This is a genomic window from Krasilnikovia sp. MM14-A1004 (assembly GCF_047159485.1).
In the GTDB taxonomy this organism is placed as follows: Bacteria; Actinomycetota; Actinomycetes; order Mycobacteriales; family Micromonosporaceae; genus Actinoplanes.
This window is the reverse complement of sequence record NZ_AP038773.1, coordinates 548,400-570,079: the sequence shown is the minus strand read 5'-3', so window position 1 is coordinate 570,079 and position 21,680 is coordinate 548,400. Positions and strand designations below refer to the sequence as shown.

Below are 21,680 nucleotides of genomic sequence, written 5' to 3'. Positions count from 1 at the left end.
CTGTTCGAGTACGCTCCGGCCCCCGAATCGCGGTCGATCGTCGACCTCGCCCCCTCGTACGGTCTGTTCATCGACGGCGCCTTCGACCCGCCGTCCGCCGACGGCGGCGTCTTCAAGACCGTCAACCCGGCCTCCGAGGAGGTCCTGGCCGAGGTCTCCGCCGCCGGCCCCCGGGACGTGGACCGCGCCGTGGCCGCCGCCCGCCGCGCCTTCGGCCCCTGGTCCGCGCTGCCCGGCGCGGAGCGCGCCAAGTACCTGTTCCGGATCGCCCGCATCATCCAGGAGCGCTCCCGCGAGCTGGCCGTCCTGGAGTCGCTGGACAACGGCAAGCCGATCCGCGAGTCCCGCGACGTCGACCTGCCCCTGGTCGCCGCGCACTTCTTCTACTACGCGGGCTGGGCCGACAAGCTTCGCTACGCGGGCCTCGGCCCCGACCCCCGCCCGCTCGGGGTCGCCGCCCAGGTCATCCCGTGGAACTTCCCGCTGCTCATGCTCGCGTGGAAGATCGCGCCCGCGCTGGCCTGCGGCAACACGGTGGTCCTCAAGCCCGCCGAGACCACGCCGCTGTCCGCGCTGTTCTTCGCGGACGTCTGCCGCCAGGCCGAGCTGCCACCCGGCGTGGTCAACATCCTCACGGGCGCGGGCGACACCGGCCGGCTGCTGGTCGAGCACCCCGGCGTGGACAAGGTGGCCTTCACCGGCTCCACCGAGGTGGGCCGCCAGATCGCCCGCGCGGTCGCGGGCACCCGCAAGCGGGTCGGCCTGGAGCTGGGCGGCAAGGCCGCCAACATCATCTTCGACGACGCCCCGATCGACCAGGCCGTCGAGGGCATCGTCAACGGCATCTTCTTCAACCAGGGCCACGTCTGCTGCGCCGGGTCGCGGCTGCTGGTGCAGGAGTCCGTGTACGACGAGGTGCTCACCGCGCTCAAGCGCCGGATGGCGACCCTGCGGGTGGGCGACCCGCTGGACAAGAACACCGACATCGGCGCTATCAACTCCGCCGCCCAGCTGGAGCGCATCCGGACGCTGTCCGAGGTCGGCGACACCGAGGGGGCGCAGCGCTGGTCCCCCGCCTGTGAGCTGCCCGAGCACGGCTACTGGTTTGCGCCCACCATCTTCACCGGGGTGACCCAGGCACACCGGATCGCCCGTGAGGAGATCTTCGGCCCGGTGCTGTCCGTACTCACCTTCCGCACCCCCGCCGAGGCCATCGAGAAGGCCAACAACACGCCGTACGGGCTGTCCGCCGGGGTGTGGAGCGAGAAGGGCTCGCGCATCCTCGCCGTGGCCGACAAGCTGCGCGCGGGCGTGGTGTGGGCAAACACGTTCAACAAGTTCGACCCGACGTCGCCGTTCGGCGGTTACAAGGAATCCGGCTACGGCCGGGAGGGCGGCCGCCACGGCCTGGAGGCGTACCTTGCCTAAGTCATCGGCCACCAAGGCCAAGCACTCCGAGACCAAGCACGCCGACAGCGGGACCGTCGCGGCGGCGGGCGCGCGGCTCGCGGTGCGCAAGACGTACAAGCTCTACATCGGTGGCGCGTTCCCGCGCAGCGAGTCAGGACGGACCTATCTGGTGGACGGCGACAACGTGGCCCTCGCCTCCCGCAAGGACGTCCGCGACGCGGTGATCGCGGCCCGCGCGGCACAGCCGAAGTGGGCCGGGGCGACCGCGTACAACCGGGGGCAGATCCTCTACCGGGCCGCCGAGATGCTCGAAGGCCGGCGGGCCGAGTTCACCGCGCTGGGGGTGGACGCCGCCGAGGTGGACGCCGCGATCGACCGGCTGGTCTGGTATGCGGGCTGGTCCGACAAGATCGCCCAGGTGGTCGGCGCCGCGAACCCGGTGGCCGGGCCGTACTTCAACCTGTCGGCGCCGGAGCCGACCGGGGTGGTCGGCGTGGTCGCGCCCGCGTCGCTACTCGGACTCGTCAGTGTCGTCGCCCCAGCGATCGTCACCGGCAACACCGTGGTCGTGCTGGCGCCGGGCCCACAGGTAGCCATCACCCTGGCGGAGGTGCTGACGACCTCTGACCTGCCCGGCGGCGTCGTGAACGTCCTCACCGGGCACCCGGCCGAGACCGCGCCGTGGCTGGCCTCGCACGACGACGTCAACGCGCTGGTGCTCACCGGCGTGGCCGACGCGTCGCTCGCCACCGACCTGGAGCGGGCCGCCGCGGACAACCTCAAGCGGGTCGTACGCCCGCCCGCGAGCGCACCGGACTTCACCGCCGATCCCGGCATCGAGGCGATGACCGCGCTGCTGGAGACGAAGACGGTCTGGCACCCGAAGGGCTTCTGACCCGGCGGGCGGGGGACCACGACCCCCGCCCAGCCGCGCCCACTAGGGTGTGTGCGCAGAGTCACCCGCTGCACCAAGACGCCCGCTCAGCCGAACCAATCCCGGAGGTCACCGTGGCCCGCCAGTCGCCGAACCGGCCCGAGGCCGAAGAGCCCCTGGGCGACCAGCCCGCCGACAGCGAGCCCGTCGCCGAGTCCGCCGACATCTCCGCGGCCGCCGAGGAGCCCGCCGCCGAGGAGTCGATCGCCGAGGAGTCGTCCGCTGACGAGGCTCCCGCCGACGAGCCGGGCACCTCCGGGCGGGCGCTGTGGGAGGAGGCGCAGGTCTCCCCGGTGGAGATCGCCCTGCCCGCCGGCGTCGGGTACACGCTGCGGGCGTTCCGCAAGGCGGGCGGCCTGACCCCGACCGAGCTGGCGACGGACGACGACGACCCGTTCGAGGAGCGCCGCAGGGCGGCCGAGGCCCGCGACGCCGAGGACGAAGAGGTCATCGTCGACGAGGAGTTCGCGGCCCTGCTGGCCGAGGGGGACGCGAAGGACGCGAAGGCCGGTGACGAGGAGGAGGCCGAGGAGCCCGATCCGGCCGACTTCCAGGACGAGGCGGACGAGGCGGCGGACAAGGCGGCCGACGAGGAAGTGCCCGTCTTCCTCAGCCACAAGGGCCGGCTGCTGCTCTTCAAGAGCCCGGAGTCCCTGGTGTCCTTCATCCGTTCGGGTGCACCCCATGATCTTGCCCAAGTGGACAGCTGGACGACCGTCGCCGAGCGGGTACAGTCGTCCGACGTCGACCCGCTGCCGGAGGACCGCTACGAGCTGGACCTCGTTGTCGAGAACCTGCGTGGCGGTCACGACACCTGGGACCTGCCGCTGCTCATCGCCGCGGGCGAGGCCGCCCGGGATCTGGGGTACGCGCTCCGGCTCAAGCCGGTGATCCTGGCACTGTCGCCGGGTTCGCCGCTCGATGACCTGGACGAGTCCCTACGGAAGGCCGAAAGCGGCGGTATGGGCGGGTATTTCGGGCGTCGGAAGCTCCGGAAAATCGGGGCACAGCAGGCAAGTCTCGGTTGGCGCTCGATAATCGGCAAGATCTCTGCCGCTGTGGACTGGCGCGAGTGACCCCTCACCAGGGACCATCAGTCCTTGGCACACGACAGCAGTCCCGGGGAGGAGGACGACGCCGTGGCGCTCGTGCGCGTGTACTGCGGTCTGGCGTCGGCTGATGAATCGGTGCGTCCGGCCTCCACGGCGGCGCAGCTGACCATCGCCGTGGTGGACGACGCGGGGCGACTGCTCGAAGTGCGCGAGATCAGCGACGACCCGGTCGGGTACGCCCAGCTCGGCACGCTGCTCGTGGAGCGGACCAGCGGTTTCGCCGACGCCGCGGTCGCCGCCGACAGCGACGATCACATGATCACGTCGCTGCTCACCGCCGCCGGGCGCCCGCTGGTCGTGGCCGACGACGACTCCGCCGACGACTACGCGGACCGGTTCTCCGACGACGACTCCCCCGAGGAACTCGCCGCGCCCCAGGCCGCCCGCCGCGCCGTCGGCCTGGCCCGGGCGCTGCAGGCCGGTGCGATCGCCGCCGTCAACCTGCCGACCCCGCGCGAACTGATCAGCTACAAGCCCGTACTGTCCGCGCACGTCGCCCTGCTCAACGGCCGCAACGCGGCCGCCACCGCGCTGCGCGAGGTGCTGCGCGAGCTGTACCCGGCCGCGTTGCGGGCCTACCCGGACCCGGCCCACCCACTGGCGCTGGCAGTGCTGGATGCGCTGCCCGAGCCCGGTCGGCTGACCGCCGGCGGCGTCGACGCGGAGTCCATCGCCCAGGCGGTCGCCGCGGAGCTGACCCGGGCCGGTGCCGGCACCCGGGACCACGTCGCTGCGGCCGTGACCGCACTGGTCGTGGCGATCAGCGAGTCACCGCGCCGCGGTGGCGTCAACAAGTCCCTGGCCCCGGCCGCTGCCGACGCGGTACGCCAGGCCATCAGTGCGGTCCGCTCCTGCGACGCCGCCTGCGAGGCCCTGGTCGGCACGCTGGCCGCCCGGATCGCCCCGCCGGCCGCCGCGCCGTCCCCGGGCCGCCGTGCCGCCCGCCGTGCCGCCGAAACGGTCGTCACGCCCCTGCAGCCGGTACGCCCCAGCGCGAGCACCCGCGTCGGCCGCCGCGCCCGCCCCGAGCCGGCCGCCGAGAACACGCCTGTCACGCCCCGCCCGCTGACCACCCCGCCGGTGGCCCCGGAGCCGGTCATGCCGCCACCGCTGGCGCCGCGCCCGGTCACCCCGCCGCCGGCCGCTCCGGCCGCCTCGCTGCCGCACCGTACGCCGGGCAACCGTCCGGTGTCCGTGCCGCCGCCCCCGCCGGGGATGACACCGATCCTGCCCGGCTCGCGCAGCCCGATGGCACCCGCCGACTCCGGCCAGCCGTTCCGGCCGACCCTGACCAACGCGGCGATCAACAGCGCCCGCGCGGAGCGGCAACGCACCGTCATCCCGCCGCGCCCGACCACCCGCCCGGCGTCCCCCGCCGCGAGCAACGGCGTCGGCAACGGCGCGAGCAACGGCGCGACTGACTACTCGCTGCCGCTGCCCGCCGCACGCCCGGAAAACCCGGACCCCGGCTCGCGCGCCAACTGGCCGCTGGTCAGCAGCGACGACCGCGCCGCCACACCGACCTCCGGCGCTCCCGGCGAGGGCCGGGTCCGCCCGCCGTGGCAGTCCGACGACCTGCCCAAGGAGCCGCCGGCGCTGCGCCTGGTCGAGCCCACCCTCGGCCGGATCGACGGCGGCCTCGGCGACCTGCCGGGCGCCTCCCTGCCGGGTGTCTCGGAACCCCCGTCGCTGCGTCTGGTGGACGGCGACTCCGCCGAGCGCACCGGCCGCACCAACGGCCGTGTCCCGCGCCGGACGGCCAGCTCCGGCGTCGCCAGCAGCCTCAGCACCACGCTGACCGCGTTGGACCGCAGCTCCACCCCGCCGGTGCCGGAGGAGAACGACGGCGACCTGCTGATCTTCGCGGCTGCCCGGTCCGCCTGGTTCACCGGCCACAGCGAGGCCGCCAGCACGAACCTGGACTGGACCAATCCGGCGGACACCGGCTGGCAGGCCGCCGAGAAGGCCGCCAGCCCCGCGGTGACCACCATGACGGCGGCGGGCCTGCCGAAGCGGGAGCCGCAGAAGAACCTGGTGCCCGGCTCGCCGCTGCGCGAGGAGCGGCCGCTGCGCATCGTCCGTGACCCCGCCAGCATCGCCGCGCACACCACCGGCTACTTCCGCGGCTGGCGCCGCGGCCAGGAGATCGGCGGGTACGCGATCGGCGGGCGCCCGGGCCGCGAGGCGGCGGGCGGCTGGGACTTCACCCGGGACGGCGGCCAGAGCGAGGCGTACGGCAACAACGCGGGCTACCGCAGCAGCTGACGGCCCCGGCGCCACGCCTGCACCGCGGCTGGCGGCTCGGTGGCCTGCGCGAGGCCCCGACGGAGCGTCAGGCGTCCCGGCGGCCGAGCCAGCGTTCGTGGGCGGCGCCGAGACGCTGCCAGAGAGTGTCGCGCTCGGCCGGGGTGAGGTCATCCAGGGTCAGCCCGAAGACGTCCGCCAGCGCGGCGAAGTAGTCGCCGCGGTCGTCGAGCACCGTGCGGGTGTCCGCGTCCCCGACCCGGGTCAGCACCAGCCCGCGCAGAACGTCCGCCCCGGACGCATCGCGCCGATGCACGGTCGCCACCCGGACGAAGCCGGACTCCGGGGAGGTGGACAGGTGGTCGTGCCGCGCGGCGAACGCCGACATCCCCACGGCCTCCGGGCGGAAGTCCATGCCCACGAAGGAGCCGCGCGGGTCGTGGTCGAACCGCCAGCCGCCCGGCTCGGCGGACGACGGGCGCAGCGAGTATCGGAACGGGCCCTGCCGGCAAGGCCCCTCGGTCAGCGGTAGCGGCTCGTGCAGTCCGTCGCCCATGCCGAGATCGACGAGCCATCGGCCGCCGGGCGACGCGGACGACGGCAGCCCGGCCACGGTCAGCACGAGGTGGTTGGCGCTGGCACCGGCGGGCTGGTCCGCGCTGCCCTGGACGCCACCGACGTGCCGGGTGACCCGATAGCCGAGGGCGCGCAGCAGCGCGGAGAAGGCCCCGTTGAGGTGGTAGCAGTAGCCACCGCGACCCGCCACGATGCGCCGGACGGACTCCGCCGGGTCGACCGAGGTGGGGCGGCCCAGCCAGATCTCCAGGCATTCGTACGGCACCCGCTCGGCGTGCGCGCGGTGCAGTGCGTGCAGGGCGGTCACGCTGGGCGCCTGCCCGGCCAGGTGAGCGAGGCCGAGCCGTCGCAGATAGCCGGGAACGTCGATGGGATCGGTCACCGGCTCACCCTATCGAACAGGTGTTCGTCAGCGCTGTCCGAAGGTGAGCAGCAGGAAACCCCGCTCCGAGCCCGGAGCGGGGTTTCCGACGAAGCGTCAGGCCGGGGCCACCGCGCGTGACCGGCGCATCGTGAGGACGTACTCGACCAGCGAGATGAGTACGTTCTTCGTCGACTCGCGGTTACGGGCGTCGCAGCTCACCACCGGGACCTCGCTCGAGATCGCCAGCGCGTCCCGTACGTCCTGGGCGTTGTGGTACTGCATTCCGTCGAAGCAGTTGATCGCGACCAGGTACGGCAGGCGCCGGTGCTCGAAGAAGTCGATCGCGGCGAAGCAGTCCGCGAGGCGACGGGTGTCGACCATGACGACGGCGCCGATGGCACCGCGTACCAGCTCGTCCCACATGAACCAGAAACGCGTCTGGCCCGGCGTGCCGAACAGGTACAGGATCAGGTCGCGATCGATGCTGATCCGGCCGAAGTCCATGGCCACCGTGGTGGTCGTCTTACCCGGCACCTGCCGGTTGTCGTCGACACCCACACCGGCGGAGGTCATGATCGCCTCGGTGGTCAGCGGGGTGATCTCCGAGACCGAACCCACCAGCGTCGTCTTACCGACGCCAAACCCGCCGGCGATGACGATCTTCGCCGACGTCACGCGCCCGGCTGCTTGCCGGCGCGACATATCAGAGCCTGCGAAGTCCACTCAGCACCCTTTCCAGCAGTTCCGTGCCCACCGCATCGGTCTCATCCTCCAGCGACGTCGGCTCGTACACCGCGACCAGGCCATCCGAGGCCATGTCGGCGACGAGTACCCGAGCCACACCGAGCGGCAGCTGCATGCGCGCGGCGATTTCGGCCAGCGACTGAACCCTGCCGCCGTCACACATCGCCGCGATGTACTGATGCTCGCTGCCCTGCCCGCCCCTGCCCGCTCCGGTGGAACGGCCACGGACGGTTGTCTCGACCAGCGCTTCCAGTGCGATCTCAAGCTTCGGCCGGGTTCGGCCACGGGTCACGGCGTACGGTCTGACCAGTGCGCCGGTCGGCTCATCGCGTTCGGGCATCGTCACCGTTCACCCCATCCCTCGGCCCTTAGAAGTGTCTCTTGTCATTCATCTTTTGGACAGTGACCGGTTGTGATCCCGGCCACGGTCATTCAGCCCAGAACCGCGGCCGAACGTGGTGCCGGGGTCAGCGCCTCGCCGACCCGGTCGACCAGCAGGGCCATCTCGTAGCCCACCTGGCCAACGTCGCAACTGCGGGCTGCCAGCACCGCGAACGACGAGCCGTCGGAGATCGACATCAGGAACAGGAACCCGTTGTCCATCTCGACGACCGTCTGCAGGACCGCGCCGCCCTCGAAGCAGCGGGCAGCCCCCTGCGTCAGGCTGACCAGGCCGGAGGCGATGGCCGCCAGCTGGTCGGCACGGTCACGCGGAAGGTCACGCGACGCCGCGAGAAGCAGACCGTCGGCGGATACCGCGATCGCGTGCGCCACCCCGGGAACGCGGTCGGCGAAGTTGGCCAGCAGCCAACCCAGATCCTGCGTAGATGTCATGCCTCATGCTCCTTGCCAGCCTGCGAGGACTGCTGCCCTCCCGGAGTCTCCTCCGGGTTGGTCGATTGTTCCTTGGTGCGACCCCGCTGCACACCTCGGTGGTACGCGGACAGCAGCCCGCGAACCGCCTCCGGCGTACGGCGCTGGACGGAGGTACCGCCCCGATCGACACCGCCGGGGACGAGTTGAGCCATCGGCGTACGTTTCGGCAGACCGGCCGAGGTCGTGGTCTCGACGGGTGCCTCGGCGGCTGCCCGGGCGGCCTGCCATCCCTCGTCTGCCGCGGTCTGCCAGGCGGCGTTGCCCGCGGTGGGGCCGCTGCCCGATCCGTTGCCCATGGACGTCCCGTTACCTGTGGCTTTGCCGTTGCCGATGGTAGCCGCGTTGCCCGCGGCCGCCCCGTTCGAGCCCGCCCCACCCTTCGCGGCCGCCCCGTTCGAGGAAGCTCCGTTCGAGGACGCTCCGTTCGAGGTGGCCCCGTTCGCGGGCGCCTTGGTGCTGCCGGCGTTCGGCATGGCGCCCACGGTGGCGGCGTCGCGGACCTTGTCGGCGGCACGGCTCTCCGGCGCGGCCGTCGACGAGGCGGCGGCCTGGCGGGTCGGCTCGGCGGTCGAGTACCGCTGCGCGGTGACCGCGTCGCCCTCGCCGTCCGGGGACTTCACCACGCTGCTGCGCCGGTTCGTGGTGAACCAGGCCGATTCGAGCTCCCGGAAGATCGGCAGCTCCATCGTCTCGTCGGCGTACCGGTTGTCGGTCTGGGCGGCACGCTGCTGCGCGGCCGCGATCTGCGCGGCGGCGGTCGCGTGCGCGGCGGCGGCCTCGGCGGCGGCGGCCTCGTGGGCCGCGACCGCACGCTCGGCGTCCGTCCGCTGCCGGTCCGCGGCGGGCGGCGCCGACTGCGGCGTGGCGCCGGCAGGCGAGCGCTCCGGACGGTACCGGGGCAGCTCGGCCGTCATGTCCAGCGCGGCGGCGAGACTCTCCGGGACCTGCGGCGTGCCGTTCGGGTCGCCCGCGACCGGGGGCCAGAGCGGCGGGGCCGGCTGGGCGGGCGGGGCCGAGCTGGGTACGCCGGAGGCGGGCAGCCCGGAGACCGGCCGTCCACCGAATGGCGGGGCGGACGACACGGGCGGGGCCGACGTCGGCGGCACCGGGGGCGCCGAGACGGGCGGCATGAACGGGCTGCGTGCCTGGCTCTCCGGGTTGGCCGGCAGCTGGCGCGGGATGGTCGCGCCGAACGCGCCGTCCTCGCCGCGGACCGCTTCGCCGTTGCGCCGCTGCGGCAGCTCGCCGTTGAAACTCTGCGGCCCGGACTGGCCGAAGCCCTGCGGACCGAAGCCCTGCGGATCGCCCGGCGAGCCGAAGCCCTGCTGGCCGAAGCCCTGGGGGTTGAAGCCCTGCGGGGCGGGGCTCTGCGGCATCGCGGACGGCGACTCGCCGGCCCGCGGGCCGTGGAAGCCGTTCGTGCCGTTGAGTCCGGTGCTGCCGTTCGCGTAGCCGTTGGCGGGGGCGCCGGTCAGGTCGGACCAGGCCGGCACGCCGCGGCCGCCGCCCAGCCCGCCGGAGCTCATCGGCGCGTTGGGGTCGAACGGGCGGCCACCCGTGAAGCCGTGGCCCGGTCCCGCGCTCTCCAGCGCGAGCGGCTCCGCGAACGGAGAGCGCTGCGCCGGTTCGGTGGCGCCGTACGGAGCCGCGCCGATGCCGTTGCTGGTGGTCCGGGACGCCACGGCGTGCGAGGCGAGGACGCCGAGCGGGAGGCCGACCTCGGCCACCGTGCCGCGCTCGTTGTCGGCCGGGCGCAGCTGCACGGAGACCCCGTGCCGGTTGGCCAGCCGGGCGACCACGACGAGGCCCATCATCCGGGAGACGGCGACGTCCACCATCGGCGGGTTGGCCAGCCGCTCGTTGAGGTCGCGCAGCTGCTCGCGGCTGATGCCGATGCCGCGGTCCTCGACGGAGAGCAGGGCGCCGTCGCCCAGCCGCCGGGCCTCGACCAGCACGGTCGAGTTCGGCGGGGAGAACGCGGTCGCGTTGTCGAACAGCTCGGCGACCAGGTGCACCATGTCGTTGACGGCGTGCGCCGACACCTCGATGTCCCTGTCGATCATGCCGAACTCGATGCGGGTGTAGTGCTCCACCTCGGACTGGGCGGCACGCAACACGTCGATCAGGGCGGCCGGCTCACGCTGCACACGGGTCGAGTCGGCGCCCGCGAGGACCAGGAGGTTCTCGTCGTTACGGCGCATTCGGGTGGCCAGGTGGTCGAGCTGGAACAGCTCGGCCAGCCGGTCCGGGTCCTCCTCGCCGCGCTCCAGCCGGTCGAGGTGGCCGATGAGCCGGTCGACCAGGATCTGCGAACGGCGGGCGAGGTTGACGAACATCGTCGCCACGGAGGAGCGCAGTGCGGCCTGCTCGGCCGCGGTGCGGACCGCTTCCAGGTGGACCGCGTTGAACGCCTCGGTAACCTGCCCGAACTCGTCCCGGCTGCGCACCGGCAGCGGCTCGGCGACCTGGTCGGCCACCTGCGCCGGGGTGAGCGAGCTGGTGAGGGTGGGATCGCGCAGTCGCTCGACCGCCTGCGGCAGGCCGTACTGGGCGACCGAGAGGGCACCCTGGCGCAGTTCGCGCAGCGAGCGCGCCATCGAGCGGGCGACCAACCAGGCGAACGTGATGGCCAGCAGGAGCATGCCGATCAGCACGCTGGTCTCGATGAAGACCCGCCGGTTCACGTCGTCGCGCAGGCTGGTGGCCTGCTGCACGATGTCGGCGTCCATCTTCGTCTCGACCTGGCGGAAGAGCTTGTTGTACCCGGTCATCGCGGATTCCCACGACGCACTGTCGAACGGGATGTCCTTGGTGAACTGGCCCGTCCGGCTCACGAGCGGGCCGGTGAGGTTGGTGGCCGCGCGCTCGTCGGGACCGGTCACCACACGGTTGAAGAGCGCGTTCTCCTCGTCCGTGCCGACGGTCTTCAGGGTCGACTCGGCGATGTCCAGGCCGGCGTCGGTGAGCAGGAACTTCTGCCGCAGGCCGGCGTTGAAGTCGCCGACACCGAGCACGAGGTGGCCGATGTCGCGCTGCTTGGCGATGTTGTCCTTGGCCCGGGCGACCGCGGCGACGGCGCGCAGGTGGTCGCTGAGCGTGGTGTCCAGGGCGAGCTGCGCGGAGGCGTCGCGGACGTTCAGCAGGTCGTTGATGAGAGCGCTGTACGCCTGCTCGACGTCGTCGGCGGTGAGCTTGTCGTTGGCGGTCTGGCTGCGGACCGCGGGCAGGTCCTCGAGGTTGCGGTCGAGGCGCAGCAGCAGCACGCCGACCTTCTCGGGCACGTCGTCCAGGGCGGCCTTCTGCTGCGCATAGGGCAGCCGGGCGGAGTCCACCTGGGCGTGCTCGTCGTTGTACAGCTTCTTGGCGTCGTCCTTCGCCGGACCCTTGGCCTGCGTGATCATCACACCGTAGGCGCGCTCGTTCTGCAGGTGGTCGACCAGACCACCGGCCGCCTCCGAGAGCACCGAGAGGGTGCGGGCACGTTCGGCGTTGTTGGCCTCGCTGATGTGGTCGACGAGGCCGCTGACTCCGACGATCACGGTCGCCAGGGTCGGCACGAGCATGATCAGGCCCAGCTTCGACCAGATCGGGAGATCCCGCAGTCGGCCGGCCGGTCGGCGGAGACGCGACATGACCGCGTTCGCCGGCTTGGGGCGCTTGCTCACGTCACCGTCCTCCTGTTTCGACCCGGCCATCTGCCCGGCCGGGTCCCGCACACGACTGACTCGCCGCGTCGGGCCCCCGAGATTCCATCACGACGAGTGTCAAAGAGAAAGAGCAGGCGGACACGGACCGATTGTGTGACGCGATGTTGGGGGCCACGTGGTGGGATTGACCAACTCGACGTCACTGTCCGTATATGCCTGCGTTCCTCACGGTCACTCGCTATTGAATGTCCCGCGGTGGCTTCCGGCCACGCTGGACTACCCCGCTCCGCGAGGATCGGGGCAGCACAGACGATGGCTCGCAGGACACATGGACCGCAAGGCAAGATGCCAGATTGTGCAGTCTTCGTATACAGGGGAGTGCCCATTCGGAGGAGGCACCCGGCTGAATCGCCAGATTTCGGCCCGCGAAAGGACCTCCGTGTCCCCCATGCCGGGAAAACCGGACTTCAGGCGATCAACTTCGCGTACGCCGGCTTGATCACTTCGTTGATGATGGCCAGCCGCTCGTCGTACGGGATGAACGCGGATTTCATCGCGTTGATCGTGAGCCACTGCAGTTCGCTCCAGCCCCAGCCGAAGGCCTCGGTCAGCAGCGACAGTTCCCGCGACATCGAGGTGCCGCTCATGAGCCGGTTGTCCGTGTTGACGGTGACCCGGAACCGCAGGTCGTGCAGCAGCCCGATGGGGTGCTCGGCGATCGAGGGCGCCGCCCCGGTCTGCACGTTCGAGGACGGGCACAGCTCCAGCGGGATGCGCTTGTCCCGGACGTACGCGGCCAGCCGTCCCAGCACCGGGCCGCCGGGCGGCGCCGACGCCGACCCACCCGTCGGGGTGGTCGACCCGGCCGATGCCGCATGACCGGTGATGTCGTCCACGATGCGTACGCCGTGACCGAGCCGGTCCGCGCCGCACCACTGGATCGCCTGCCAGATCGACGGCAGCCCGAACGCCTCACCTGCGTGGATCGTGAAGTGGGCGTTCTCCCGCTGCAGGTACTCGAACGCGTCCAGGTGCCGGGTGGGCGGGAAACCGGCCTCCGCCCCGGCGATGTCGAAGCCGACCACCCCGGAGTCGCGGTAGCGCACCGCCAGCTCGGCGATCTCCTGCGACCTCGCCGCGTGCCGCATCGCGGTGAGCAGGGTGCCGATCCGGATCTGCCGGCCCTGCGCGGCCGCCTCGGCGGCACCGTCCTCGAACCCGGCGCGGACCGCCTCGACGACCTGCTCCAGGCTCAGCCCGCGCTCCAGGTGCTGCTCCGGCGCGTAGCGCACCTCCGCGTACACCACCCCGTCGGCGGCCAGGTCGAGGGCGCACTCGCGAGCGACGCGGTGCAGGCCGGCCTCGGTCTGCATGACCGCCACGGTGTGCGCGAACGTCTCCAGGTAGCGTTCCAGCGAGCCCGAGTCGGCGGCCGCGGCGAACCACTGGCCCAGCCGTTCCGGGTCGCGCTCCGGCAGTTCGTGCCCCACGGCGTCGGCGAGTTCCACCACCGTCGCCGGGCGCAGACCTCCGTCCAGGTGGTCGTGCAGCAGCGCTTTCGGGGCCTTGACGATGTCGGAGTACGAAATGGCGACCATCAGCAGAGCCTAGAGGGATGCCGGGGATGATCGACGCAGCACTGCCGTTCCTGCGGTGCCCGGTGTGCGCCGGACCGCTGCGGCGGGCAGTCCCGGCGGCGTTGCGGTGCCCGCGCGGGCACAGCTTCGACATCGCAAAACAGGGGTACGCGAGCCTGACCGCGGGCCGCAGCCCGCACCCCGGGGACAGCGTCGAGATGGTGGCCGACCGCGAGGCGTTCCTGGCCGCCGGCCACTACGATTTCATCGCCGAAGCCCTGGCCGACGCCGCCGAAACGGCCACGGCCGGGATGACGGGAGCCGGGAAGGCGGGCACCGGACAGACGGGCGCCGAGCCCGGGGCAGAAGGCGGAACGGGGCTCGTGATCGACGCCGGCACCGGCACCGGCCGGTACCTCACGGCCGTACTCGAAAGATTGCCGGCCGCGACCGGACTCGGCCTGGACGTGTCGAAGCCGGCCCTGCGCCGCGCGGCCCGGGCCCACCCGCGGGCCGCGGCCGTGCACACGGACCTGTGGCAACCGCTGCCGCTGGCCGACGACGCCGCGACGCTGCTGCTCAACGTGTTCGCCCCGCGCAACGGCCCGGAGTTCCGCCGGGTGCTGCGCCCCGGCGGTGCACTGCTGGTCGTGACCCCCGCTCCGGACCACCTGGCCGAGTTGATCGAGAAGTACGGCCTGGTCCAGATCGACCCGGCCAAGGCCGAACGGGTCGCCGGCAGCCTGGGCGCCGACTTCGTCGAAAGACAACGCCGAGTGCTGCGGAAGACCCTGCGGCTGAACGGCGACGAGGCCCGCACGCTGATCGGCATGACCCCCAGCGCCCGCCACATCACCCCGGCCGAGAGGCCCACCGGCGACGTGACCGTCACGGCGTCCGTGGAACTCACGATCTACCGGGCGAGCTAGACCGAGAGATCGACTTCCTCCCAGTCGGGCGGCCGGTCGTGGTACGGCCCGCGGAAGACCACCGCCCATTCCAGGGCCCACCGGCGCTGACCGATCGCGTTGCTGCCCACCTCGCCCGGCAGCGGCATCCCGTCCCGCTCCGCCTCCTGAAATGCCCAGTCCAGGCAGTAGTACAGGTCGAGCAGGACGGCCGCCTCGACCGCGTCGCGCGGGGCGACCAGCGTGCGCGAACGCCACTCCCGGAACGTCTCGCCCGAGGGCAGGTCCGGCATGACCCGCATCAACCGGTCCTCGGGCCGCGCGGTCGGATCCAGGTGCCGGCTCAGGCCCAGCAGCCAGGCCAGCGCGAACACCGCGTCGTGGTGCAGCACGAACGACCGGTGGTCGCCCTGCGCCCCGGTCACGAACTGCCACTCCGGCGGCGTCACCTCTTCGACCAGGTGCGAGCCGAGCAGCCAGCCCATGGCCAGCTCGGTCGGCATGCCGAAGCAGCGGGCCACCACCACGTGCAGCACGGCCGCGCGTGCCTCGATCTCGGTGGTGCGGCGCAGCTCCACCCCGTCGCCGGGCTCCCACACCAGCGGGAACGACTGCGGCGGCAGCGGCAGGGCGAGCCGTTCCAGCTCGTCGAGGCTGGCCTCGCGGACCGCGCGGGGATCGGGAGCGGCCTTGGTCATCGACGTCAGGCTATGCGATCGATGAGCAGGGGCGCGGACTCCGGCGCGGCGTCCGCGATCCGGATCGCGGCCTCGGCGTCGGCCCGCGCCGCCGGGATGCGGGCGGGTTCATCGGTACGCAGCTCCAGCAGCGGGTCGCCGGCGCGCACCCGGTCGCCGGGGCGCACCTTGAGCACCACGCCGGCTCCGGCGCTGACCGGGTCCTCCTTGCGGGCCCGTCCGGCGCCGAGGCGCCAGGCCGCGATGCCGATTCCGTACGCGTCGAGCCCGGCCACCACCCCGTCCGTGGTGGCCCGCAGCACCTCTGTCTCCTTGGCGCCCGGCATTGGGGCGTCCGGGTCGCCGCCCTGGGCGCGGATCATCGCGCGCCACGAGTCCATCGCGGCGCCGGACTCCAGCGCCTTCGCCGGGTCGGCGTCGACCCCGGCCGCGTCGAGCATCTCGCGGGCCAGCGCGAGGGTCAGCTCCACCACGTCCGCGGGGCCACCGCCCGCCAGCACCTCGACGGACTCGGCCACCTCGATCGCGTTGCCGATGGTCAGCCCGAGCGGGGTCGACATGTCGGTGAGCAGGGCGACGGTACGCACGCCGTGGGCGGCGCCCAGCTCGACCATGGTGCGGGCCAGCTCGCGGGCCGCACCGACCTCCTTCATGAACGCGCCGGAGCCGACCTTGACGTCCAGCACCAGCGCGCCCGTGCCCTCGGCGATCTTCTTGCTCATGATCGAGCTGGCGATCAGCGGGATGGCCTCGACCGTGCCGGTGACGTCGCGCAGCGCGTACAGCTTGCGGTCGGCGGGGGCCAGACCCTCGCCGGCCGCGCAGATCACCGCGCCGATGTCGCGCAGCTGGGTGACGAACTCGGAGTTCGACATGCGGGCCCGCCAGCCCGGAATGGACTCCAGCTTGTCCAGGGTGCCACCGGTGTGCCCGAGGCCCCGCCCGGACAGCTGCGGCACGGCCGCCCCGCATGCGGCGACCAGCGGGGTCAGCGGCAGCGTGATCTTGTCGCCGACGCCGCCCGTGGAGTGCTTGTCGACGGTCGGGCGCGACACCGCGGACAGGTCCAGCCGCTCGCCGCTGGCGATCATCGCGGCGGTCCACCGGGCGATCTCCCCGCCGGTCATGCCGCGCAGCAGGATGGCCATCGCCAGCGCCGACATCTGCTCGTCCGCCACCACCCCGCGGGTGTACGCGTCGAGGACCCAGTCGATCTGGGCATCGGACAGGGCGTGCCCGTCCCGCTTGGCGATGATGACGTCGACTGCCGCGAACTCGCCGCTCATGGGTTCCTTCCCGATCCGCCGCGTCGTTGCGGCTTCGTGGCCGAGCTTATGACGCTTCCCAAAGCTTGCCGATGCCCTCCGGCGGATCGCCCTCGCCCGCCCAGGACAGGCCGCCCTCCGCGTCCACCACGACGATGCGGGAGGTGCGTACCCGGCCCCACCGCACCACCGCGGCCGCGGTCGGCAGGATCGGCCCCTCCTCGAGGATCCCCACCTCGGCGTCGCCGGCGTCGGTGCTGCCCGCCGAGCGCTCCCAGTACCCGGTCCACACCTGCTCGCCGCCGGAGAGGTCGGGGTGCACGAACACGGTGCCGCGTCCCCGGTAGCGGGCCAGCCGGGCGGGCACCTCCGGCAGGGCGGCCGGGCCGGTCAGCGCGTCCAGGTCGGCGCGCCCGAACGCGTGCGGCAGCAGTTCGTCCATCCGCAGCGGGCGCGGCACCGCCTCGACGAGGCAGTCCGGGCCGCCGTGCTCGAACAGCAGCTGGCGGCAGCGCCCGCACGGCATCAGCGGCGTCCCGTTGGCGTCGACGCAGGACACCGCGACCAGCCGCCCGCCGCCGCTGGCGTGCAGCGCGGAGACCAGGCCGCACTCGGCGCACAGGGTCAGGCCGTACGACGCGTTCTCCACGTTGCAGCCCACCACGACGCGGCCGTCGTCCACGAGCCCGGCCACCCCGACCGGGAAGTCGGAGTACGGCGCGTACGCGTGCCGCATGGCGTCAATCGCGGCGGCCCGCAGCCCCGGCCAGTCGATCTCCATGTCCTGAATTCTGCCCCACCGCCGATACCCGGGCCGCCCCGGACGTCAGCTCTTGATGTACGGCTGCCCGTCGGCGGCCGGCGCGCGGACCCGCCCGACGAGCCCCGCCACCGCGACGATGGTGGCCAGGTACGGCAGCATGTTGAGGAACTGGTTGGGCACCGGGCTGCCGACCGCACTCAGGTAGAAGGCGAGCTTCTGCGAGAAGCCGAAGAACAGCGCCGCACCCAGCGCCCCGAACGGCGTCCACCGCCCGAAGATCAGCGCGGCCAGGGCGATGAAGCCCGCACCGGCGGTCATGTTCTTGTTGAAGCTGCCCGTGGCGACCAGCGTGAAGTACGCACCGCCGAGACCCGCGACGACGCCGCCGAGCAGCACGTTGAGGTAACGCAGGCCGCGTACCCGGATGCCGACCGTGTCGGCCGCGGTCGGGTGTTCGCCGACCGCGCGGGTCCGCAGCCCCCACTTGGTGCGCGACAGCGCGAAGTGGATGACCACGACCAGGATCAGCGCCGTCCAGACCAGCGCGTTCGTGTCGAACAGCACGGGACCGACCACGGGGATCTCGGCCAGTCCGGGGATCCGGATGGTGGGCATCCGGGGCGGCTCGTTGTAGCTCTGCGCGTCGGGCTGCATGAGCCGCTCGTACAGGAAGCCGGTGAGGCCGACGGCCAGCAGGTTGAGCACGATGCCGACCACGACCTGGTCCACGAGGTACCGGATGGCCAGCACGGACAGCAGCGCCGCGATGATCACGCCGCCGACGACCGCGCTGATCAGCCCGGCCAGCACGCTGGCGGTCATGGTGCCGACCAGCGCACCGGCGAACGCGCCCATCAGCAGCTGGCCCTCGATCGCCACGTTGACCACGCCGGAGCGTTCACCCAGCACGCCCGCGAGGGCGCCGAGGATCAGCGGCACCGCCAGCTCCAGCGTGCCGTCCGCGGTGTCCACGAGCGGCAGGAACTTGCCCGCCACCTGCCAGCACAGGAACGACAGCACGAACGCGAGGATGCCGGCCACCAGCAGCGTGGTCTGCCACCGCTTCGCGACACCCACCAGCAGCCCCACGCCGGCACCCACCGCCAGCAGGCCGAACAGGATCGCCCCGAGCTGGCCGTTGATGCTCAGCGCGGCGCCCGAAGCGTCCTCGCTGAGCGTGAACCGGGCGGTCTCGGACGGCGCCAGCGCACCGAACAACCCGGTCGCCACGGCGCCGAGCAGCACCAGGGCCGCGCCGAGGCGCCGCTGCCGGTCCCAGAACCGCGTCGGGGCGGTGACCTCGGTCAGTTCCTCAACCGTCGCCGTCGACACGTGACTACCAGCCCTTCGCCATGGAGGTGCCCAGCCGCGCGGAGCGGGCGGCGCGCAGGTGGAAGGTCGCCTTCACCAGTGCGGGTGCGGCGATGAAGATGACGATCAGCGCCTGCAGCACGGTGACCAGCTCCACCGAGATGCCCGTGTACGACTGCATCCGGTTGCCGCCCGCGCGGAGCGCGCCGAACAGGATGGCGGCCAGGAAGGTGCCCCATGGCCGGTTGCGGCCGAGCAGGGCGACCAGCAGGCCGTCGAAACCGATGTTGCCCGCGACCGCCGGGGTCAGGTTGTGGGCCGTGCCCAGGACCTGGGTGGCGCCGCCGAGCCCGGCCAGGCCACCCGCGACGACCATGAGCATCGTGTACGTGCGGCCCACGCTGATCCCGGCGGTCTTGGCGGCGGCCGGGTTGGCGCCGACCGCGCGCAGCTCGAACCCGAACGCGGACCGGTTCAGCAACCACGCCACGCCGGCCGTCACCAGCACGCCGAGCAGGATGCCGAGGTGCGCCCGCAGCGGGCCGCCCAGCGCGGGCAGCTCCGCCGAGGAGGGGATCGTCTTGCTGATCGACTCGGTGCGGTTCGGGTCGTGCACCCCGTCCTGCATGATCAGCCAGCCGAGGAACAGCGCGGCTGTGTAGTTCAGCATGATCGTCACGATGACCTCGTGCGCGCCGGTACGCGCCTTGAGGATGCCGGGGATGAAGCCCCACAGCGCACCGCCGAGGATCCCGGCCAGCAGCGCGGCGATCAGGTTGATCACGATCGGCAGGTCGAGGGTGAACCCGGCGACCGCCGCGAAGATCGTGCCCATGATCGCCTGGCCCTGGCCGCCGATGTTGAACAGGCCGCCACGGAACGCGATCGCCACGGACAACCCGGTGAAGATCAGCGGCGCCGCGAACGTGAGCGTCTCGGAGATCGGTGCGAACACCTGCGACCAGCTACCCGTGCCGTCGACTGCCGCCGACACCGCCGCCGGGTCCACGATGGCGCCCTTGAACAGGTCGGCGTACGCGGCACTGACCAGGTCCCAGCTGCCCTGCAGGGCGTCGGCGGGCCGGGCGGTGAAGTAGCCGAAGGCGGCCAGGACGTCCGGGTCGGACACGATGATCAGCACCGCGCCGATGACCAGCGCCAGGAAGATCGACAGCACGGTGACGGTGACCGTGTTCGCCGACCACAGGTTGGCCAGGAAAACCCGCAGGAAGGAGTCGCCGCCGTCGGCGTCCTCCGGCGGGGCCGTGGCCCGGGGGGCGGTGGTCGCCGGGGCCGGTTCCCCGGTCGGCTTCTCCGGTGTCTCCGGCGCGCCGACCGGTCCGTCCGTACTCACTTCGTCCCCTTCTCGTCGGAGTCCGCGTCCTCAGCGGAGGCCGATGTCGTCTCCTCATCGGAGGCCGGTGCCGCCTCCCCGGCGGCCTCGCCTGCCGGTTCGGCGGCCGGATCGGCAGCCGGTTCGGCGGCCGGATCGGCAGCCGGTTCGTCCTCGGCCGGCACGATGACCGCGTCCTCGACGGACTCCTCGACCAGGTCGGTGTCGGTGGGCAGCAACTCCACCGCCTCGTCCGCACCGGCATCGGTGTGGTCCCCGGCCGCGTCCGGCCCGCCCGGAGAGCCGGTGATGCCCGCCATCAGCAGGCCGATCTCCTCGCGCGGGGTGTCCGGCGAGACAGTGGCCAGGACCCGCCCGCGGTACATGACAGCGATCCGGTCCGCGAGGCCGACGACCTCGTCCAGCTCGCTGGAGATCACCAGTACGGCCGTGCCGGTGTCGCGCTCCTGCACGATGCGGCTGTGGATGAACTCGATCGAGCCGACGTCCACACCGCGGGTGGGCTGGGACGCGATGAACAGCCGCAGCGGGCGCGACATCTCCCGCGCCACGACGACCTTCTGCTGGTTGCCACCCGACAGCGTGGACACGGCCGCGTCCGGCGACGACGTACGCACGTCGAACTGCTCGATCCGCTCCCGGGCCGCGGTGGCGACGGCAGCGGGATCGAGCCGGAACGCGTTGCCGTACGGCGGCCGGTCGTACATGTCGAGGATCAGGTTCTCCGCCACGGAGAACTCCTTGACCACGCCGTCCAGGCTGCGGTCCTCGGGGACGTAGCCGATGCCGGAGCGCAGGATCTGCTTGGTGCTCATGCCGGTCAGGTCCTCGTTGTCGACCATGATCGACCCGGCCCGGCGCTCGCGCAGGCCCATCACGGCCTCGACCAGCTCCGTCTGCCCGTTGCCCTGCACACCGGCGATGCCGAGCACCTCGCCCGCGCGGACCACCAGGTCGACGCCGTCGACCGCGCGGATCCCGCGATCGTCGTCGACGATCAGGCCGGAGATCTTGAGCACCTCGCGGCCCGGCTCGGCGGGCGCCTTCGACACTTCGAGGCTGACCTCCCGGCCGACCATCAGGGCGGCCAGCTCGTCCTCGGGGTCCTGCGGGCTGGCACTGGCCACCGTACGGCCGCGGCGGATGACCGTGATCCGGTCCGCGATCGCCTTTACCTCTTTGAGCTTGTGGGTGATGAACACGATGGACTTGCCGGAGTCGGAGAGCCCGCGCATCACCGCCAGCAGTTCCTCTGTCTCCTGCGGGGTGAGCACCGCGGTGGGCTCGTCGAGGATCAGCAGATCGACGTCCCGGGTCAGCGCCTTGATGATCTCCACCCGCTGCTGGGCGCCGACCGGCAGATCCTCGACCATGGCGTCCGGGTCGACCGGCAGGCCGTAGCGCTGCGACACCTCGACGACCTCGCGGCGGGCGCGGCGCCGGTCGAGCCAGCCGAGCGGGCCGCCGCGGGTCTTCTCGGCGCCCAGCGCGAGGTTCTCCGCGACCGTGAAGACCGGTACGAGCATGAAGTGCTGGTGCACCATGCCGATGCCAGCCGCGATGGCGTCGCGGGGACTGCGGAACGTCCGGGCCACGCCGTCGACGAGGATCTCCCCGGAGTCCGGCTGGAGCATGCCGTACAGCTGGTTCATCAGCGTCGACTTGCCGGCGCCGTTCTCGCCGAGCAGGGCGTGCACCTCGCCGGGTTCGACGGTGAGGTCGATGTGGTCGTTGGCCACCAGGTCGCCGAAGCGCTTGGTGATGCCGCGCAGTTCAAGTCTCAGCGGAGTCTCCTGACAGCGATCACGTGGGGGGCCAACGCGAGGACCGTAACAATTCGGGAGCAGGACCGCCGCCCGGCCGCGAGGAGTCATCCTCACGGCCGCGCGGCGGCCGG

At 72.4% G+C, this 21,680-nt stretch carries 17 protein-coding genes; 5 read left to right on the top strand and 12 right to left on the bottom strand.

The genetic code is table 11. The features are described 5' to 3' along the window. From ACMCNN_RS02705 to ACMCNN_RS02690, 4 genes are all read left to right on the top strand, one after another. Positions 1 to 1,428, top strand: a complete 1,428-nt coding sequence (locus ACMCNN_RS02705) for an aldehyde dehydrogenase family protein (protein ID WP_412747030.1) — start codon at positions 1 to 3, stop codon at positions 1,426 to 1,428. A gap of 82 nt (positions 1,429 to 1,510) precedes the next feature. Then, positions 1,511 to 2,305, top strand: a complete 795-nt coding sequence (locus tag ACMCNN_RS02700; protein ID WP_412747029.1) for an aldehyde dehydrogenase family protein — start codon at positions 1,511 to 1,513, stop codon at positions 2,303 to 2,305. Positions 2,306 to 2,418: 113 nt separating this feature from the next. Next, entirely contained in the window at positions 2,419 to 3,420 is a 1,002-nt protein-coding gene (locus ACMCNN_RS02695) for a DNA primase (protein WP_412744584.1), read from the top strand. Between the two features lie 24 nt (positions 3,421 to 3,444). Then, a complete protein-coding gene (locus ACMCNN_RS02690; RefSeq protein ID WP_412744583.1) occupies positions 3,445 to 5,721 on the top strand; it encodes a transposase in 2,277 nt (758 codons plus the stop codon). A 67-nt stretch (positions 5,722 to 5,788) separates the two neighbouring features. On the opposite strand, the gene ACMCNN_RS02685 is transcribed toward ACMCNN_RS02690, so the two are convergent. From ACMCNN_RS02685 to ACMCNN_RS02660, 6 genes are all read right to left on the bottom strand, one after another. Further along, positions 5,789 to 6,658: an arylamine N-acetyltransferase family protein gene (locus ACMCNN_RS02685; protein ID WP_412744582.1), complete on the bottom strand. Its 870-nt coding sequence runs from the start codon at positions 6,656 to 6,658 to the stop codon at positions 5,789 to 5,791. A gap of 96 nt (positions 6,659 to 6,754) precedes the next feature. Beyond that, complete coding sequence (locus tag ACMCNN_RS02680) at positions 6,755 to 7,342, bottom strand: GTP-binding protein (protein WP_130509238.1); 588 nt, start codon at positions 7,340 to 7,342, stop codon at positions 6,755 to 6,757. A gap of 1 nt (position 7,343) precedes the next feature. Next, positions 7,344 to 7,724, bottom strand: a complete 381-nt coding sequence (locus ACMCNN_RS02675) for a DUF742 domain-containing protein (protein WP_130513201.1) — start codon at positions 7,722 to 7,724, stop codon at positions 7,344 to 7,346. Positions 7,725 to 7,816: 92 nt separating this feature from the next. Further along, entirely contained in the window at positions 7,817 to 8,218 is a 402-nt protein-coding gene (locus ACMCNN_RS02670) for a roadblock/LC7 domain-containing protein (protein ID WP_130509239.1), read from the bottom strand. After that, complete coding sequence (locus ACMCNN_RS02665) at positions 8,215 to 11,925, bottom strand: nitrate- and nitrite sensing domain-containing protein (protein ID WP_412744581.1); 3,711 nt, start codon at positions 11,923 to 11,925, stop codon at positions 8,215 to 8,217. Before ACMCNN_RS02665 ends, ACMCNN_RS02670 begins: the two co-directional genes overlap by 4 nt. A 449-nt stretch (positions 11,926 to 12,374) precedes the next feature. Continuing rightward, on the bottom strand, positions 12,375 to 13,505 hold the full coding sequence (locus ACMCNN_RS02660; protein ID WP_412744580.1) for an adenosine deaminase: 1,131 nt from the start codon (positions 13,503 to 13,505) through the stop codon (positions 12,375 to 12,377). Between the two features lie 26 nt (positions 13,506 to 13,531). Between ACMCNN_RS02660 and ACMCNN_RS02655 the strand changes: the two genes are divergently transcribed. Next, entirely contained in the window at positions 13,532 to 14,413 is an 882-nt protein-coding gene (locus ACMCNN_RS02655) for a putative RNA methyltransferase (RefSeq protein WP_412744579.1), read from the top strand. Here the strand turns inward: ACMCNN_RS02655 and ACMCNN_RS02650 are convergent. Genes ACMCNN_RS02650 through ACMCNN_RS02625 form a run of 6 tightly spaced genes read right to left on the bottom strand, consistent with a single transcriptional unit; the run spans position 14,410 to position 21,522 of the window. Further along, on the bottom strand, positions 14,410 to 15,090 hold the full coding sequence (locus ACMCNN_RS02650; protein WP_412744578.1) for a DUF4272 domain-containing protein: 681 nt from the start codon (positions 15,088 to 15,090) through the stop codon (positions 14,410 to 14,412). The two genes, ACMCNN_RS02655 and ACMCNN_RS02650, sit on opposite strands and share 4 nt — an antisense overlap. A gap of 5 nt (positions 15,091 to 15,095) precedes the next feature. Then, complete coding sequence (locus tag ACMCNN_RS02645) at positions 15,096 to 16,376, bottom strand: thymidine phosphorylase (protein ID WP_412744577.1); 1,281 nt, start codon at positions 16,374 to 16,376, stop codon at positions 15,096 to 15,098. A gap of 46 nt (positions 16,377 to 16,422) precedes the next feature. Continuing rightward, complete coding sequence (locus ACMCNN_RS02640) at positions 16,423 to 17,136, bottom strand: cytidine deaminase (RefSeq protein WP_412744576.1); 714 nt, start codon at positions 17,134 to 17,136, stop codon at positions 16,423 to 16,425. Positions 17,137 to 17,181: 45 nt separating this feature from the next. Beyond that, the gene (locus ACMCNN_RS02635; RefSeq protein WP_412744575.1) at positions 17,182 to 18,450 is read right to left on the bottom strand and encodes an ABC transporter permease; all 1,269 of its coding nucleotides are present in this window, start codon (positions 18,448 to 18,450) and stop codon (positions 17,182 to 17,184) included. 4 nt (positions 18,451 to 18,454) lie between these two features. Beyond that, positions 18,455 to 19,783, bottom strand: a complete 1,329-nt coding sequence (locus tag ACMCNN_RS02630; RefSeq protein ID WP_412744574.1) for an ABC transporter permease — start codon at positions 19,781 to 19,783, stop codon at positions 18,455 to 18,457. Then, entirely contained in the window at positions 19,780 to 21,522 is a 1,743-nt protein-coding gene (locus ACMCNN_RS02625; protein WP_412744573.1) for an ABC transporter ATP-binding protein, read from the bottom strand. Before ACMCNN_RS02625 ends, ACMCNN_RS02630 begins: the two co-directional genes overlap by 4 nt. Positions 21,523 to 21,680: the final 158 nt, after the last annotated feature.

What these genes read in the sequence shown, in the direction of transcription:
- ACMCNN_RS02680 (WP_130509238.1), bottom strand. Translation starts at nt 7,342, where the DNA reads ATGTCGCGCCGGCAAGCAGCCGGGCGCGTGACGTCGGCGAAGATCGTC.
- ACMCNN_RS02675 (WP_130513201.1), bottom strand. Translation starts at nt 7,724, where the DNA reads ATGCCCGAACGCGATGAGCCGACCGGCGCACTGGTCAGACCGTACGCC.
- ACMCNN_RS02670 (WP_130509239.1), bottom strand. Translation starts at nt 8,218, where the DNA reads ATGACATCTACGCAGGATCTGGGTTGGCTGCTGGCCAACTTCGCCGAC.
- ACMCNN_RS02660 (WP_412744580.1), bottom strand. Translation starts at nt 13,505, where the DNA reads ATGGTCGCCATTTCGTACTCCGACATCGTCAAGGCCCCGAAAGCGCTG.
- ACMCNN_RS02655 (WP_412744579.1), top strand. Translation starts at nt 13,532, where the DNA reads ATGATCGACGCAGCACTGCCGTTCCTGCGGTGCCCGGTGTGCGCCGGA.
- ACMCNN_RS02650 (WP_412744578.1), bottom strand. Translation starts at nt 15,090, where the DNA reads ATGACCAAGGCCGCTCCCGATCCCCGCGCGGTCCGCGAGGCCAGCCTC.
- ACMCNN_RS02645 (WP_412744577.1), bottom strand. Translation starts at nt 16,376, where the DNA reads ATGAGCGGCGAGTTCGCGGCAGTCGACGTCATCATCGCCAAGCGGGAC.
- ACMCNN_RS02640 (WP_412744576.1), bottom strand. Translation starts at nt 17,136, where the DNA reads ATGGAGATCGACTGGCCGGGGCTGCGGGCCGCCGCGATTGACGCCATG.